The organism is Dactylosporangium sp. CS-047395, from assembly GCF_050942185.1.
Lineage (GTDB): Bacteria > Actinomycetota > Actinomycetes > Mycobacteriales > Micromonosporaceae > Dactylosporangium.
This window is the reverse complement of sequence record NZ_CP192015.1, coordinates 2,784,649-2,799,559: the sequence shown is the minus strand read 5'-3', so window position 1 is coordinate 2,799,559 and position 14,911 is coordinate 2,784,649. Positions and strand designations below refer to the sequence as shown.

The 14,911-nt window shown below is 72.3% G+C and carries 14 protein-coding genes; 4 read left to right on the top strand and 10 right to left on the bottom strand.

Features of this window, described 5'->3' with window-relative positions:
- Positions 1-4: 4 nt before the first annotated feature.
- From ACQP00_RS13055 to ACQP00_RS13040, 4 genes are all read right to left on the bottom strand, one after another.
- Positions 5-1,576, bottom strand: coding sequence for a S1C family serine protease (locus ACQP00_RS13055; protein ID WP_433218649.1), 1,572 nt, complete (start codon positions 1,574-1,576; stop codon positions 5-7).
- Between the two features lie 194 nt (positions 1,577-1,770).
- Positions 1,771-3,111 carry a class I SAM-dependent methyltransferase gene (locus ACQP00_RS13050; RefSeq protein ID WP_433218647.1) on the bottom strand — a complete coding sequence of 447 codons (1,341 nt, stop codon included), beginning with the start codon at positions 3,109-3,111 and terminating at the stop codon, positions 1,771-1,773.
- Positions 3,108-4,481 (bottom strand): FAD-binding oxidoreductase, encoded by a 1,374-nt coding sequence (locus tag ACQP00_RS13045; protein ID WP_433218645.1) that lies wholly within the window; start codon positions 4,479-4,481, stop codon positions 3,108-3,110. Before ACQP00_RS13045 ends, ACQP00_RS13050 begins: the two co-directional genes overlap by 4 nt.
- 205 nt (positions 4,482-4,686) lie before the next feature.
- Positions 4,687-5,466, bottom strand: a complete 780-nt coding sequence (locus ACQP00_RS13040; RefSeq protein ID WP_433218643.1) for a MerR family transcriptional regulator — start codon at positions 5,464-5,466, stop codon at positions 4,687-4,689.
- A 53-nt stretch (positions 5,467-5,519) separates the two neighbouring features.
- Between ACQP00_RS13040 and ACQP00_RS13035 the strand changes: the two genes are divergently transcribed.
- Positions 5,520-6,314 carry an SDR family NAD(P)-dependent oxidoreductase gene (locus ACQP00_RS13035; protein ID WP_433218641.1) on the top strand — a complete coding sequence of 265 codons (795 nt, stop codon included), beginning with the start codon at positions 5,520-5,522 and terminating at the stop codon, positions 6,312-6,314.
- Between the two features lie 20 nt (positions 6,315-6,334).
- The gene (locus ACQP00_RS13030; RefSeq protein ID WP_433218639.1) at positions 6,335-7,411 is read left to right on the top strand and encodes a hypothetical protein; all 1,077 of its coding nucleotides are present in this window, start codon (positions 6,335-6,337) and stop codon (positions 7,409-7,411) included.
- A 125-nt stretch (positions 7,412-7,536) separates the two neighbouring features.
- Here ACQP00_RS13030 and ACQP00_RS13025 read toward each other — a convergent pair whose 3' ends face one another.
- Positions 7,537-8,109, bottom strand: a complete 573-nt coding sequence (locus ACQP00_RS13025; protein WP_433218637.1) for a TetR/AcrR family transcriptional regulator — start codon at positions 8,107-8,109, stop codon at positions 7,537-7,539.
- Between the two features lie 82 nt (positions 8,110-8,191).
- Between ACQP00_RS13025 and ACQP00_RS13020 the strand changes: the two genes are divergently transcribed.
- On the top strand, positions 8,192-8,842 hold the full coding sequence (locus ACQP00_RS13020) for an NAD(P)-dependent oxidoreductase (protein WP_433218635.1): 651 nt from the start codon (positions 8,192-8,194) through the stop codon (positions 8,840-8,842).
- 96 nt (positions 8,843-8,938) lie between these two features.
- On the opposite strand, the gene ACQP00_RS13015 is transcribed toward ACQP00_RS13020, so the two are convergent.
- From ACQP00_RS13015 to ACQP00_RS13005, 3 genes are all read right to left on the bottom strand, one after another.
- The gene (locus tag ACQP00_RS13015) at positions 8,939-10,717 is read right to left on the bottom strand and encodes an ABC transporter substrate-binding protein (protein WP_433218633.1); all 1,779 of its coding nucleotides are present in this window, start codon (positions 10,715-10,717) and stop codon (positions 8,939-8,941) included.
- 282 nt (positions 10,718-10,999) lie between these two features.
- Positions 11,000-11,431: an RpiB/LacA/LacB family sugar-phosphate isomerase gene (locus ACQP00_RS13010; protein ID WP_433218631.1), complete on the bottom strand. Its 432-nt coding sequence runs from the start codon at positions 11,429-11,431 to the stop codon at positions 11,000-11,002.
- A 10-nt stretch (positions 11,432-11,441) separates the two neighbouring features.
- Positions 11,442-12,287 carry a DMT family transporter gene (locus ACQP00_RS13005; RefSeq protein WP_433218629.1) on the bottom strand — a complete coding sequence of 282 codons (846 nt, stop codon included), beginning with the start codon at positions 12,285-12,287 and terminating at the stop codon, positions 11,442-11,444.
- Positions 12,288-12,351: 64 nt separating this feature from the next.
- Here ACQP00_RS13005 and ACQP00_RS13000 point away from each other — a divergent pair, with 64 nt between their 5' ends.
- On the top strand, positions 12,352-13,746 hold the full coding sequence (locus ACQP00_RS13000; protein WP_433218627.1) for a PLP-dependent aminotransferase family protein: 1,395 nt from the start codon (positions 12,352-12,354) through the stop codon (positions 13,744-13,746).
- Between the two features lie 109 nt (positions 13,747-13,855).
- Here the strand turns inward: ACQP00_RS13000 and ACQP00_RS12995 are convergent, their stop codons facing one another.
- Together ACQP00_RS12995 and ACQP00_RS12990 are read right to left on the bottom strand one after the other, a co-directional pair.
- Complete coding sequence (locus ACQP00_RS12995; RefSeq protein WP_433218625.1) at positions 13,856-14,389, bottom strand: DUF6036 family nucleotidyltransferase; 534 nt, start codon at positions 14,387-14,389, stop codon at positions 13,856-13,858.
- On the bottom strand, positions 14,386-14,892 hold the full coding sequence (locus ACQP00_RS12990) for a helix-turn-helix domain-containing protein (RefSeq protein ID WP_433218623.1): 507 nt from the start codon (positions 14,890-14,892) through the stop codon (positions 14,386-14,388). Before ACQP00_RS12990 ends, ACQP00_RS12995 begins: the two co-directional genes overlap by 4 nt.
- Positions 14,893-14,911: the final 19 nt, after the last annotated feature.

The following is a 14,911-nucleotide window of genomic DNA, read 5'->3' as shown; positions in this document are numbered from 1 at the left end:
GGTTCTAGGGGGCTTCGCCCAGGGTGACGGTGACCGTCTGGGTGCTGCCGTTGCGGTTGACCACGACCGGGACCTGGTCGCCGGCCTTGTTCGCCTGCACCGCGTTGATGAGGCTGGTCGCGTCGGTCACGGTCGAGGTGCCGAACTTGGTCACCGTGTCGCCGGTCTTCAGGCCCGCCTTGTCGGCCGGGCCGCCCGCGACCACGCCGCCGATGAGGGCGCCGCCGGTGCCGTCGGTGAGCTGCACGCCGAGGTACGGGTGGCTGACCTTCCCGCCCTTGGCCAGCTGGTCGGCTGCGGCCCGGGCCCGGTTCGCGGAGATCGCGAAGCCGACGCCGATGTTGCCGCTGTTCTCACCCGCGGTGGCGATCGCGGTGTTGATGCCGACGACCTCGCCCCGGAGGTTGACCAGCGCGCCGCCGGAGTTGCCCGGGTTGATGGCGGCGTCGGTCTGGATGGCGTCCGCGATGGACTTGCCGCCGGACTCGCCGGAGATCGTGCGGTGCAGCGCGCTCACGATGCCGGCCGTCACCGAGCCCTGCAGGCCCAGCGGGGAGCCGACGGCCAGGACGGTGTCGCCGACGCGCAGGTCGTCGCTGTCGCCGAACTTGGCCGGGGTCAGGTTGGAGACGCCCTGGATCTTGATCACCGCGATGTCGCCGGCCGGGTCGGTGCCGACCACGGTGGCCGCGGCGGTCTTGCCGGTGCTGAACGTGACCTGGAGCTGCTTGGCCCCGGCGACCACGTGGTTGTTGGTGATGACCTGGCCGTCGGCGGTCATGATGACGCCCGAGCCCTCGGCCTCGCCGGTGCTGATGTCGACCACGCTCGGGAGCACGGTCTCGGCGACCCCGCCGACGCTCGACCGGTCGAGGTTGGGCGCCGGGTTCTGGGCCGCCCTGGGCGCGGCGGCCGGCGTGTCGTCGTCACCGGCGACCGCGGTGGCGACCAGGCCGCCGCCGAACGCCGAGACGAGCGCGATGACCAGGGCCGCGACGATGAGCAGGCCGACCCTCCCCCCGCGCTGCGGGCCGGGCTGTCCCGGCTGGCCGTAGGCGGGCTGGGGCGGGTATCCCGGCGGCGGCCCGTACGGGTGGCCGGCCTGCGGGAACGCGCCCGTGGTGGCCCCGGCGTACGGCGCGCCGGAGTAGGGGCCGCCGGTGGAGATCGGCGTCGTGGCGAACGTGCCCTGGCCGGGCAGCTGCTGCGTCGTGTGCTGGCCCGGGGCGGGCGGGTAGCCGGGGCGGCTCCAGGGCGAGCTGGGCGCGCCCGGGGCCGGGACCGCCGGCTGGGGCACCGTGACGCCGCCGGGCGGCGCGAACTGCGGCGGCTGCGGCGGGTGTGGCGGGGCCGGCGGGGCGCCGTTGATGCCGGCACCGTTCACCGGGACGGGCGGGGCCGAGGCCGGCGGCGCCGAGGCCGGAAACATGTGGGCCGGCGGGGCCGAGGCCGGGTAGGCGGCGGCCGGCGGGGCCGAGGCCGGGAACGCCGGGGCGGCGTGCTCCTCGGGCGTCGAGGCGGAGCCGGGCTGATCGGCGGGCTCCGGGCTGCTCCACGGGCGGACCTGGTCACTCATGTTGTCCAGATTGCACGCCGCGGCTGCCACGAAACTGGATTCTCCCTGGGAGAAAGCCGAGAGCCGGGAAACGAGCTTCGCGCGAGCTGCAAAACAGGACGAACCCGCCCGTGATCGGGGGCGCTAAATGCCGATATTGGCGAAAAATCCGGACAAGCTGGCTTGTCCGGATTTTTCGGGAAGGCGATGACGGATCAGGCGGTCCAGTCCGGCCGCAGCGGGTAGGAGCTGACCCCCTCGCGAGTGGTCTTGGTGCCCAGGATCTGGTGCAGCTGGATCTCGTTGCGCTCGAAGGCGAGCCGCGACCCGGCCATGTACAGGCCCCAGACCCGCGCCGTGCCCAGCCCGACCTCGTCCACGCAGGCGTCCCAGTGCTCGACCAGGTTGCGGTTCCAGCCGGCCAGCGTGAGCGCGTAATGCAGCCGCAGGTTCTCCTCGTGCTGCACCTCGAACGCGGCGTCGTGCATCTCGGTGACCAGGCGCCCGGGAGCGGCCAGCTCGCCGTCCGGGAAGACGTACCGGTCGATGAAGGCGGCCGGCTTGCGGCTGGTGCGGCTGTGCGCGCGGGTGATGCAGTGGTTGAGCAGGCGGCCGCCGGGCTTGAGCCGGTCCCGCAGCGAGCGGAAGTAGCTCGGGTAGTTACGCAGGCCGATGTGCTCGGTGAGGCCGATCGAGCTGACCGCGTCGAAGTGCTCGAGCGGCGCGTCGCGGTAGTCGAGGTAGCGGACCTCGGCCAGGTGCCCGAGACCCTCGCGCTCGATCGCCGCCTGGGCCCACTGGGCCTGCTCCTTGGAGAGCGTGACGCCGAGGGCGCGCACGCCGTACTCCCGGGCCGCGTGCCGCACCATGCCGCCCCAGCCGCAGCCGACGTCGAGCAGGCGCTGGCCCGGCTTGAGCGCGAGCTTGCCGGCGACCAGGTCGTACTTGTTGGCCTGGGCCTGCTCGAGCGAGTCGGACTCGGAGCGGTACACCGCGCAGGTGTACGTCATCGACGGGCCGAGCACCATCTCGTAGAACCGGTTCGAGACGTCGTAGTGGTGGTGGATCGCCTCGGCGTCGCGGCTCTTGGCGTGCCGCAGGCCGTGCAGGGCGCGCCGCCAGGCCGGGACCGACTCCTGCGGCGGGGGCGGCGGCGGGCGCAGGCGCTCCCAGCCGAGCCCGCGGACGAGTCGCAGGGCCTCGCCGGCGGCGGGGATCCGCAGCTGCAGGCCGGTGGCGAGCTGGCGCAGGGCCTCGTACGGGTCGCCGGGGTGCACGCCGCCGACCTCGAGGTCGCCGGTCACGTAGGCGCGGGCCATGCCGAGGTCGCCGGGGGCGGTCAGCAGATAGGACAGGCCGCGCTCGGAGGCGACGTTCAGGGTGATCGCGGCGTCCGCCGGGCCGATCGCGCTGCCGTCGTACGCCGTGATGCGAACCTTGGGCTCGCTCGCGGTGACGGCGCGGACGATGTCGGCGACCTTGGGCACGGGGGGCCGGCGGCGGGGCTGGCCGGGTACGGATCCTTGGGTGTTCGTCGAACGGTAGGTGCTGGTCATCTGCGCCCCACAACCTTGTCGTAGAGGTCGGTCAATCGGTGATCGGGGTCGTAGCGGTCCTTGGCGGCGCGGTACGCGGGGCCGCCGTAGAGCCGGTCGAAGGTCTCCCGGTCGTAATAGGCGTCGGAGTAGAGGGACTTGTGCCCGCCGAGCTCGAAGACCTTGTCCTCGATGAGGCGGTTCACGTCGCCGTCGGCGCGGCCCGGTTCGATGGGCACGGTTCCCCAGAAACCGACGTTCACGTACTTCTGTCCGGCGTGCATGGGGTACAGCGGCCACTCCCGCTCCCGCAGGCGCAGCGGGCAGAGCCAGAGCGGCGCCATCGGTACCTCCTGCGCGAACCACCGCAGGAAGTCGCCCGTGCGATCGAGGGGCAGCTCGACGTCCTGCACCACCCGCTCGCGGTCGAGCTCGCCACGCCAGCGGCCGATGCGGGCGGCCACGCCGTAGCGGTTCTCGAGGCGCACGATGCGGTGGTACACGTCGGAGCGGCGGTACTGCCGCGGCCAGACCCGGCGCACGAGCGGGTTCTGCGCGCCGAACGCGCTGGAGCACCAGAACCAGTCGGTGTCCCAGCGCCAGAGGTAGTCGTAGGCCGAGAGGCGGTCGCCCGCTTTGGCCCGCAGCGACCGGTAGTAGATGTCCTGGCCGGTGTAGTCGCTGGTGGCGCCGGCGTCGTCGGAGAACTCGCCCAGGACGAGATAGGACTCGCCGGGCCGGAACACGACACCGTCCATGACGTCGACGTGGCGTCCGTCGTACTGTCCCGACTCCATCACCGCGCCGACGACCTCCAGGAGCTCGTCGATCTGGTCGAAGCGCAGGTTGACGGTACGGACGCCGGCCGCGATCGGCATCAGCTCGATCTTGAGGCGGGTGGCGTACCCGAGACTGCCCAGGGAGTTCGGGAACGCCTCGAACAGCTGGGCGTGCTCGTTGTCGGGCCGCACCGTGAGGACCTCGCCGGTGCCGGTGAGGATGTCGAGCTCCAGCACCGATTCGTGCGGCAGCCCGTGGCGGAACGAGGTCGCCTCGATGCCGAGCCCGGTGACCGCCCCGCCCAGCGTGATCGTGCGCAGCTGGGGCACCACGAGCGGCATCAGGCCGTGCGGGAGGGTGGCGTCGACGAGATCCTCGTACGTGCACATGCCCTGGACCTCGGCGGTGCGCGCCTGCGGGTCGACCGCGATCACGCCGCCGAGCCCGCTGACGTCCAGTCCGCGGCTCATGGTGTCCCGCGGCCGGAACAGGTTCGAGGTCTTCTTGGCCAGGCGTACGCGGTCGCCGGGTGGGATCGCCGCGTACGAGTCACGGAGGGTCTGCACCGCCTCGCGGTGCCTGGCCCAGCCGACCGGTTGGCTCCGTTCCACGCAACCACCTCGATTCCCCGTGTGGCGTTGCTCCGCTGAAGTGGAGGCCTGCCTCCCAGCCAAACTTGCACACTACGCAAGATCAGCCAACGCCTGGTGACTGAACTCACGCTCGTCGTAATGCCGAAGGGTGATGGCCGTTTGAGCGCCGCGAGCGTGATGTTTTGGAGACCGGCACGTACCACGTTCCGGTGCCCGCAAAGCGTTACGCGAGGCGGAAGACCGGCCAGCCGATCTCGGTGCGCCAGGCGGCCGGATCGGCGGTGTCGCGCGGGCCGCAGAGGTAGGTCTCGTGGATCGGGCCGTCGACCTTCAGCGCGTGGTCGACGACCCAGGCGCCGAGCCGCCCGTAGGTCACGTCGATGTCGTCGTGCGGTCCCTCGTGGACGGCCACGGCCAGGTCCACGGCGGGCAACTCCAGGGGCTCGACCCGGCCCCGGGCGATCGGGACCGGCGTCGGCCGGTACACGGTCATCTGACCCTTGCCGTCGGAGAAGAGCTCGTTGGCGTACAGGCCGCCGGGCGGGCCGGCATCGACCGAGGCATCGAGTTCTGTCATGGCCGTGGCGTACCAGGACAGGACGTCCGGCAAGGCGACGACCGCGGTGATGGCGGCCACCGTCCGCGCCGGCACCGAGCGGACCGTCACCACGGGGTCCTCCGGTCGCAGCAGGCGGCGCAGGGAGGCGACCGCGGCCCGGGTGCGATCCAGGGTTTCCTGCAGGCGTTCGAGGTGGCCGGCGATCAGTGCGGCGCGGCGGTCCGGGTCGGCCGTGGCCAGGATCGCCCGCACCTCGGCGAGGGGCACGTCGAGCTGCCGCAGCTGGTGGATCACCTGCGCGGCCGGGATCTGCTCGGCGGAGTACCGGCGATAGGCGGTGTGCTCGTCGACGACGGCCGGCTCCAGCAGGCCGGCCTCGTGGTAGCGGCGCAGGGTCCGAACGCTCAGGTGGGTGAGGGTCGCGAACTCGCCGATGCTCAACACTCCCCCACTGTGCATGTTGACCCTCTCCCCGCGGGAGGGGTCACGGTGGTGACATGCGCACATGGTTCATCACCGGCGGATCTCCGGGCGGGTTCGGCATGGCGTTCGCCGAGGCGGCCCTCGAACTCGGCGACCGCGTGGTCCTCACGGCCAGGAAGCCGTTCGCCGACGACCGCATGACGGTCCTGCCGCTCGACGTAACCGATCCGGAACAGGTCAAGGCCGCGGTCGACGCGGCCGGGGACATCGACGTGCTCGTGAACAACGCGGGCCGGGGCTGGTTCGGGTCGGTCGAGGGCACGCCCGAGGACTCACTGCGGTACACCTTCGAACTCAACTTCTTCGGTCTGCTCGCCGTCACCCGGGCGGTGCTGCCCGGCATGCGCCGCCGCGGCTCCGGCTGGATCGTCAACATCTCCTCGGTGGCGGGCCTGCAGGCGGCGCCGGGCTTCGGGTACTACAGCGCGGCCAAGTTCGCGGTCGAGGGCCTCACCGCGGCGCTGCGGCCCGAGGTCGAGCCGTTCGGCATCCGGGTCCTCGCGGTGGAGCCGGGCGCGTTCCGGACCCGGGCCTACGCGGGCTTCGCGGACCAGCCGGTGGAGGACGGGCCGTACCACGACCAGATCGCCGCGGTGCGCGACGCGTTCGTGGCCGCGGACGGCAACCAGCCCGGCGACCCGCAGCGCGGGGCGCGGGCGGTCATCGCGGCCATGGCCCGGACCGACCCGCCGCGCCGGCTGGTGCTCGGCGACGGGGCCTTCGACGCCGTCACCCGGGGGCTCGAAGCGGACCTGGCCGACATCCGAAGCTCCGAGGAGCTGTCCCGGTCGGCGGACATAAAACCGTGAGCCGGGGGCAGCGTGGTCGCATGACGGTCAAGGACCTGGCCACGCTGCAGCCGACCGGGTATCCGGCGGTCTCGCTGCTCATGCCGACGCACCGCACCGCACCGGCCAACCAGCAGGACCCGATCCGCCTGCGGAACCTGCTCGCCGAGGCCCGGCGCCGGCTGGACCTCGACGAGACGGTGCCGCGGGAGGTCGCCTCCCAGGTGTACGACGAGATCGCGACCGCCGCCGGGCAGGTCGACCTGCGGCACACCGGCGACGGGCTGGCGGTGTTCGCCTCGCCCGGGCAAGTACACGTGCGGGTCCTCGACACCCCCGTCCAGGAGCGGGTCGTGGTCGCGGACACCTACGAGGTGCGGGACGTCGTCGCGGACGCGGCCCGCAAGCACCGGTACTGGGCGGTCGTCCTCTCCGAGCAGCCGACCCGCCTCTGGAGCGGCGACGGGCCCGAACTCGTCGAGGTGACCTCGCACGGGTTCCCGTTCACGCACGAGGGCATGGGCCTGCCCCGCGACTACGGCCAGGAGCCGACGAAGCACGAGATCGAGCGGCACCGCCAGTTCTTCCGCGACATCGCCACCGCGCTGGCCGAGATCGACAAGCTGGACACGCGGCCGGTGTTCGTGCTCGGCGTCGACCGGTACCTCGCCTACTTCGCCGCCGAGTGGCCGCGCCCGTTCGCCGGCACGGTGCTGGGCAACTACGACCACGCGGGCGCCCACGACGTGTACGAGCTGCTGGCCCCGCGCCTGGCCGCGTACACGGCGATGGAGCAGGTGGCGGCGCTCGAGTCGCTCGACGCGGCGCGCGGGGCCAACCGCTTCGCGGCCGGGCTGGCCGAGTGCTGGAGCCTCGCCCACCAGGGCCGGGGCGCGCACCTGCTGGTCGAGGAGCACTACCACAGCCCCGGCTGGGTGCACGACGACCACCTGCACCCGCCGGAGCAGGAGCCGCACAGCGATGCGCCCGGTGTGCTGCTCGACGACGCGGTCGACGACATCGTCGAGTCCGTGGCACGCCAGGGCGGCGAGGTGACGTTCGTGGGCGACGGCAGCCTGGTGAGCGACGGGCGCATCGCACTCATCGTGCGGTACTAAGTTCAGCTTGACCGCTGCCGCCCGCAGGACCCGGTGCGGTGTTGAGGGGGTGTGGGTGGAGCTTGCTCCCCCACTGTTCTTCAGGACATCGCACGGTGTCCAACGGTGCCGGACAGACCATCCGCCTACAGCCGCAGTTCTTGGATGAAGGCCGCCGCGGCCTTGTCGTCGGCCGTCGGATCGGCGGCGAAGAACGTGATGAAGGCGTGCTGGAAGCAGGCACCGAGGACGAGGCCGGCGAGGGCGGCCGGGTCGGCGCCGGGCGAGATGTTGCCCAGCGCCTGCTCGGCCCGCAGGTAGTCGGCGAGTGCCTCGTTGGCGCGCTGCGGCCCCAGGTTGCGGGCGCGCAGGTGGTCGCGGTGGGCGGCCAGGATCGCCGGGTCGGAGAAGATCGAGGCGAACATCGGGAACCCGTCGCGGTAGAACGTGATGCACACCGTCGCGAGCTCGGTCAGGATGTCCCGCACGGGCGCCGTCCCGGCCCGCGACGGCAGCGTCATGAGCAGCGGGATGAACTGCGGGCCGCGCTCGTGCAGCACCACGACCATCAGCTCGAGTTTGTCGCGGAAGTGCTTGTAGAGCGTCGCCTCGGAGAAGCCGGCCTCCCGCGCGATCTCCTTGGTCGTGGCGTTGGCCAGACCCCGCTCCCGCAGCACCCGCGCCGCCGCGTCCAGGATCACGTCCCGCGTGCCCGCCACCGCCCACCCCTTTCGCGTTCACCGTCCACGTGCCATTCTAGGGGTTAGTGAGCACTCACTAACCGACCTTGGGGGACGTGGCATGAAACTCACCGTGTTCGGGGCGACCGGCGGGATCGGCCGGCAACTCATCAAGCAAGGGCTGTCCCGTGGGTACCGGATGACGGCGATCACCCGCCGCCCGGCCGACGACCTGGGCTGCGAGGTCGTGGTCGCGGACCTCGCCGACGCCGACGCGCTCGCGGCCGCCGTGGCGGGCTGCGACGCCGTGCTGTCCGCGCTCGGCATCCGCCCCGCGGAGATGAAGTCGCTGCGCGCCAAGGATCCGGGCGCGCGCAGCACCGTGCAGGCCGACGGCGCTCGCGCGGAGGTCGCCGCCATGCGGGCCACGGGGGTGCGCCGGCTCGTGAGCGTCGACGCGGCCGGCCGGGTGGGGGACTCGGGCGACGGCCCCGTCACGCGCTATGTCGCCAAGCCGCTGCTGCAGCGCATCCTTCGCGAGGGCTTCACGGATCTCGCGGTGGCCGAGCGGATCCTGCGCGACAGCGAGCTCGACTGGACCCTCATCGCTCCCCCGCGCCTCACCGACGGCGAGCACCGTCCATATCGGACGGTCCTGGACGTCAACGTGCGCGGCGGCCGGTCGCTCGCGCGCGCCGACGTGGCGGACGCCATGCTCCGGGCGCTCTCAGAACCATCGTGGATCCACCGGCGGGTGAACGTCGCCTACTGAGCCATCGGCCGGCCGCCCAAGGAGGAAAGGCGGCCGGCCGGGGTGACCGCGTGCCCGGGAAGTCCCTCGTCAACCCGGGCACTCAGGCGCAAGCGGTCAGCTCATGACGCCGAGGTTGCCGAAGTCCACCTGCCCGTAGTACTGGGTGATGTAGACGTTGGTCAGCCGCGGGTTGCGGTAGTTCAGGGCCTTGTCGTACGTGAACGGCATGTAGGTCGCCGACTCCGAGACCTTGCGGTTGATCTGCTTCCAGATCTCGGCGTTCTTGGCCGGGTCGGGCTCGGCCGCGGCCTGGTCGATGAGCGCGTCGACGGACGGGTCGGACAGCTCGGCGTAGTTGTTGTTGCCCGACTCGAAGATGGCCCGACTGTCCACGATGACCTGCAGGAACCCGGCGGGCGACGGGTAGTCGGCGCCCCAGCCGGCGAGCATCAGGCCGTAGCCCTTGTTGTGCACGTTGCTCGGCGCGCCGATGATCGAGCGGAAGTACAGCGAGGCGTCCTGCGGGTCGAGCCGGGCGGTGATGCCGACCGCGGCCATCGACTGCTGCAGCGCCTCGGCCGTCTTCATCTCCTTGCCCGTGTTGCGGGTCGCGATCACCGTCTCGAAGCCGTTGGGCTTGCCACACGCGGCCAGCTCCTCCTTGGCCTTGTCGATCTGCGGCTTGCCGGACTTGGTGTTGAACACGTCGTCGGCGTCGTCGTGGCCGTTGATGGTCGGCGGCAGCATGTTGGTGGCGATCTCACCGCCGGCCTGCTCGCCGCCGCGGGCCGTCTGCATCGCGGTCTTGTCCAGCGCGTACTGCACGGCCTTGCGGCAGTGGATGTTGTCGAACGGGGCGACCTTGGTGGAGATCGCGACGTACCGGATGAAGCCCGTCACCGGCGCGTCGGCGTTCTGCTTCTTGTCCGGGTTCAGCAGGATCTTCGGCTGCGAGCCCTGCTGCACGCCGGTCTGCGCGATGTCCAGGTCGACCTCGCCGGCCAGCAGCTCGTTGTCGATCTCCTCGACGGCGGTGCCGTAGGTGATCTCCACCCGGTCCGGCAGCGCCTTGCGCACCGGGTCGGTCTTCGGGTCCCACTGGTCGTTGCGGACCAGCGTGAGCTTCTTGCCCTGGTCGTACGACTCGAACTTGTACGGTCCGGTGGACTGCGGGTGGTTCGCGTACTGGGTGCCGTTGTCCTTGGCCCGCTGCACGGGGCTCGAGACGGGCATCTGCATGTGGTACAGGAAGTCGGAGTTCGGCTTGTCCAGGGTGAACACGATCGTGGTGTCGTCGGGCGTCTGCACCGACTTGAGCCCGAGCTTGTCCGGGTCCGGGTCCTTGTACGCGCCCGGGTACTTCTGCCCCTGGTCGAGCAGGTCGACGAGGTACTTCGGGCCGGCGTTGACGACCTCGGTGGCGAAGATGCGCTCGATGCCGTACTTGATGTCCTTCGAGGTCACGGGCGAGCCGTCCTCGAACTTCACCCCCGGCTTGAGGTGGAAGGTGTACTTCTTGCCGCCGTCCTCGGGCGTTGGCACCTCGGTGGCCAGGTCCGGCACGAGCTTGAGCCCGTCGGCGCCCGGCTTGGTGTCGTTGGCCAGCAGGGTGCGGACGAAGAAGCCCTTCATGAGGTTCCACTCGTTCGCGTAGTACGCGATCTGCGGGTCCAGCGAGTCCGGGTTGTCGTGGATGGTGAGCTTGAGCGTGCCGCCCTTCTTGTCGGACGGGTTGACCACGCCCTTGACGGCCGCGTCGAAGCCCGAGGGCCCCTTCTTGCCCTGGTCACCGCTGTTGTTGTCGGTGCTGGAACCGCCGCCGCAGGCGGACAGCGCGAGGGCCGCGGCGGCCGCTCCGGCCACCAGGGCGGTACGTTTGCTATTGGCGTACATAGGTGTTCGAGGCCTTTCCGGGTGCCGCGGACGTGGGACCGCGGATTCGGGGTTTCCGCACGCGGGCAGCCGGCAGCGCACACAGTGGACTGTCCATTGTGGACAGAGCGCGGGCATGCACCACGCCCACCGTGTGGGTCGCCTGATTTCGGTTGCTACGTCGCGTGGAACGGCGGTGTTCGCCGCCGTTCACTGTGCAAAGACCTCGGGCTCATCGACGCGGTTGCAGTTCGCGTCAATGCGTCGCATAACGGAATGGTCTACCGCATCCGGTTGCGTACGTTATCGATTCTTGTCCTCGTCCAGCGCTTTCAACCGGGCGATGCTCCCGGCCTCGTCGGGATCGGGCTCCGGCGTCTCCAGGAACGCGCGCAGCACCTCGACGGCCACGTCCGGGGCGAGGCGCTTGAGGCTCATCGCGAGCACGTTCGCGTCGTTCCAGAGCCGTGCGCCGCGGGCCACCCACGGGTCCCAGGCCACGGCGGCGAGGGCGCCGGGGACCTTGTTGGCCGCGATGGCGGTGCCGGTGCCGGTCCAGCACATGACCACGCCGAGCTCCGCGCGTCCTTCGGCGACCGCCCGGCCGACGCCGGCCCCGAGGTCGGGCCAGGGCAGGTCGTCGATGCGCTCGACGTCGTGCCCGGCCGCGGCGAGGTGGGCCAGGACGGCCTCGGTGGTGGCGTTGCTGTCATCGGCGGCAAAGGCGATTCGCATTTGTACAGTCTTACGCCAGCTTCGGCTTCTCGAACCGCAGCCGCTGGGTGAGCGCGACACACGCGAGCACGGCGACGGCGGCCAGAATCGCGGCGGCCGGCACGTGCTCGTGCAGCAGCCAGGCCGACCACGTCATGGTGAGGACCGGCTGGATGAGCTGGATCTGCCCGACCCGGGCGACGCCGCCCCGGGCCAGCCCGGCGTACCAGGCGAAGAAACCCAGGAACATCGAGATCACGGTGAGATAGGCGAACCCGGCCCAGGCCGCGCCCGGAGCGTGCGGCGGGTGCCGGAGGCCGGCGACGGCGGTCACGGCCGCGGTGACCGGCAGCGACAGCACGAGGGCCCAGCAGATCGTCCGCGCCCCGCCGAGCTCGCGGGCCAGGGCGCCGCCCTCGGCGTACCCGAGGCCGCAGAGCGTGATCGCGGCGAGCAGGAACAGGTCGGCCGGGCCGAGCGCGCCGGACACGGACCCGCTCACGGCCAGGAACACCAGGACGGCGGCCAGCCCGGCCCCGCCCGCGAGCCAGAACGCGGTCGTCGGCCGCTCCCGGGCGCGCAGGACGGCGAACCCGGCCGTCACCGCCGGCAGCAGCCCGACGACCACGGCGCCGTGCGCGGCCGTGCTCGTCTGCAGCGCGAGGGAGGTGAACATCGGGAACCCGGCCACGACCCCGAGCGCCACGACGGCGAGCCGCCGCCACTGCACCTTCGTCGGCCGCGGCGCCCGCACGATCACGAGATAGGCGGCGGCGAGCAGGCCGGCCCCGACCGCCCGGCCGAACGCCACGAACCACGGGTCGAGGTGCTCGACCGCGACCTTGGTGGCCGGCAGCGACATGCTGAACGCGATCACCCCGAGCGCACCGAGGGCGGCCCCCGTTATCGCATCCTGCCGAGTAACGTTATCCTTGCTCCTCATGAGTGACGATAACGCAGCGGCTCGCGTTATCCAAGATCTCCGCGCTGCGGCGGTGGCCGCGCGGGCGGGGACGAGGCTGCCGACCGTACGGGAGCTGACCGCGCGCCATCAGGCCTCCCCCATCACCGTGAGCCGCGCGATCCGCGCCCTGGCCGCGGAGGGCCTGCTGGAGAGCCATCCGGGCCGCGGCACGTTCGTGGCCGCGCGCGTGCCGGCCGCGACCGCACCGGACTTCTCCTGGCAGTCGATCGCCCTGGGCCCGCGCCCGGCCGGCGAGGACGCGATGCAGGCCCTGCTGGCGCTGCCCCGGCCCGGCGCGATCCCGCTGTCGAGCGGCTACCTGGACGAGGAGCTCCAGCCGGCCGCCGCCCTGGGCGCCGCGCTCGCCCGCGCGGCACGACACCCGTCGAGCTGGCTGCGCGGCCCGGTCGAGGGCCGCGAGGACCTGCGCGCCTGGTTCGCTCGCGGCGCCGGCAGCGGCCTGCGCGCGGAGGACTTCACCATCTGCGCGGGCGGCCAGGCGGCCCTGTCGACGGCCTTCCGCGCCCTGGCCGCCCCCGGCGAGACGGTGCTCGTCGAGTCCCCGACCTACCTGGGCGCCCTGGCCGCCGCCCGGGCCGCCGGCCTGCGCGTGGTCCCGGTCCCGGCCGACGACGCCGGCGTCCGCCCCGACCTGCTGGCCGCGGCCCTGCGCCGGACGGGGGCCCGGTTGTTCTACTGCCAGCCGCTGTTCGCCAACCCGCACGGGGGCGTCCTGTCGCCGGCCCGCCGCGCCGAGGTGCTCGCCGAGATCCGTCTCGCCGGTGCCTTCCTGCTCGAGGACGACTACGCCCGCGACCTGGCCATCGACGCCGACCCCCCGCCGCCACTGGCCGAGGCGGATCGCGACGGTCACGTGGTGTACCTGCGCTCGCTCACCAAATCCGCCGCCCCGGGCCTGCGCGTGGCGGCGATCGGCGCCCGCGGCCCGGCCGGCGCCCGCCTGCGCGCGGCCCGGGTGCTGGACGACTTCTTCGTCTCGGGCCCCCTGCAGCAGGCCGCGCTGGACTTCGTCACGTCCCCGGCCTGGCCCCGGCACCTACGATCGCTGCGCACGGCCCTGCGGTCCCGCCGCGACGCCCTGCTGGACGCGATCCGCCGCCACCTGCCGCAGCTGCCACCCCCATCGGTGCCGCGCGGCGGCCTGCACGCGTGGCTCCGCCTGCCCGACGGCACCGACGACATCGCCCTGACCACGGCGGCCGCCGCGCGGGGCGTGGTGGTGTTCCCGGGCCGCCCCTGGTACGCCGCCGAGCCCGACGCCCCGCACCTGCGCCTCACGTTCGCCGCCGCTCCCCCGGCCCTCCTGGAAACGGGCGTCCACCGCCTGTCCCAGGCCCTGACCGACCTCTGACGTCCCACCGCCGCCGCATTGCGGCCACGACGTGCTCCGGGCGCACCGACCTTCGACGCCTACCGATCGACGCCCGACGCCGCGCCTCCGACGCGCGCCGCGGGTCAGCTCAGCTACCGGCCGCCACCCAACGCAGCATCCGATCGGGCAGTACCACTGAAATGTCCATGGCCTCGATCCGCGCCGCGAGCACGCCGCCGTCGATCAGCCCGGCCTCCAGCAACGCCGAGACGAACGCGAGGTCTTTCTCGCGGCCGGTGGCGAGCTTCGACGCGGCGCAGTCGTGCGGCTCCAGGCAGCAGGCCCGGGTCCCGCCGGTGTTGGCGCTCTCGACGAGCACCAGGCGGTCGCGCCAGCCCGACGGGAGGATCGCCGTCGACGTGTCCACGCCCTGGGCGTAGTAGCCGTAGGTGCTGTCGAACGCCGACATCTCGCCGATGCCGCCGTCGACCAGGTCCGCCTTGTGGCCGTCCGGGTCGTCGAAGAACGCGATGTCGACCTCGGTCGAGCGGGTGACGACGGGCGGCAGCAGATGCTCCGGGATCGCGCCGAGGATGGACTGGCTCCCGATGACGAGCACGTCGGGGTCGCCGACGATCGCCGAGACCGCGCGCAGGACCTGCTCCAGCTGCCGGCGGTTCACGCGGAACGGGCCCGGCGCGGGTGGGTCGCGTCGAACGAGGCCAGGACCTTCAGGCGCTCGCGCTCGGTGAGCAGGCCCGCGAAGGGGGTGTTCTGGCGGAAGTCGGCCGCCTCGTCGGTGCGGGCGGTGATCATGTCGACGACGGCGTCGACGCCCTCGTCGAGGAGGCGGTCCCAGGCGTCGAACCAGTCGTCGGCGCTGCCGTCGGTGTGGACCGCACGGCGGTGGGACAGGTTGCGGCGGGCCAGGGCCAAGGCGCGATCCGGGTCGGCGACGAGCTTGCCGGCGACGGCGCGGTGCAGCCAGAGCGACTTCTCGGTCTCACGGCGCAGCGGCGGGCGCAGCAGCCGTTCGACGTCGGCGCGGCGAACGCGGCGGTGGGTGCCGATGCGGGCGAAGGGCAGGGTTCCGCTGTCGCACAGGTCGGCGACGTGCTGGCGCGAGCAGTGCAGCAGCGCGGCGGCCTGGGTGGTGGTCAGCAGGTCGTCCGAGGTCGGGCCCACGCACTCATGGTAACGCGCC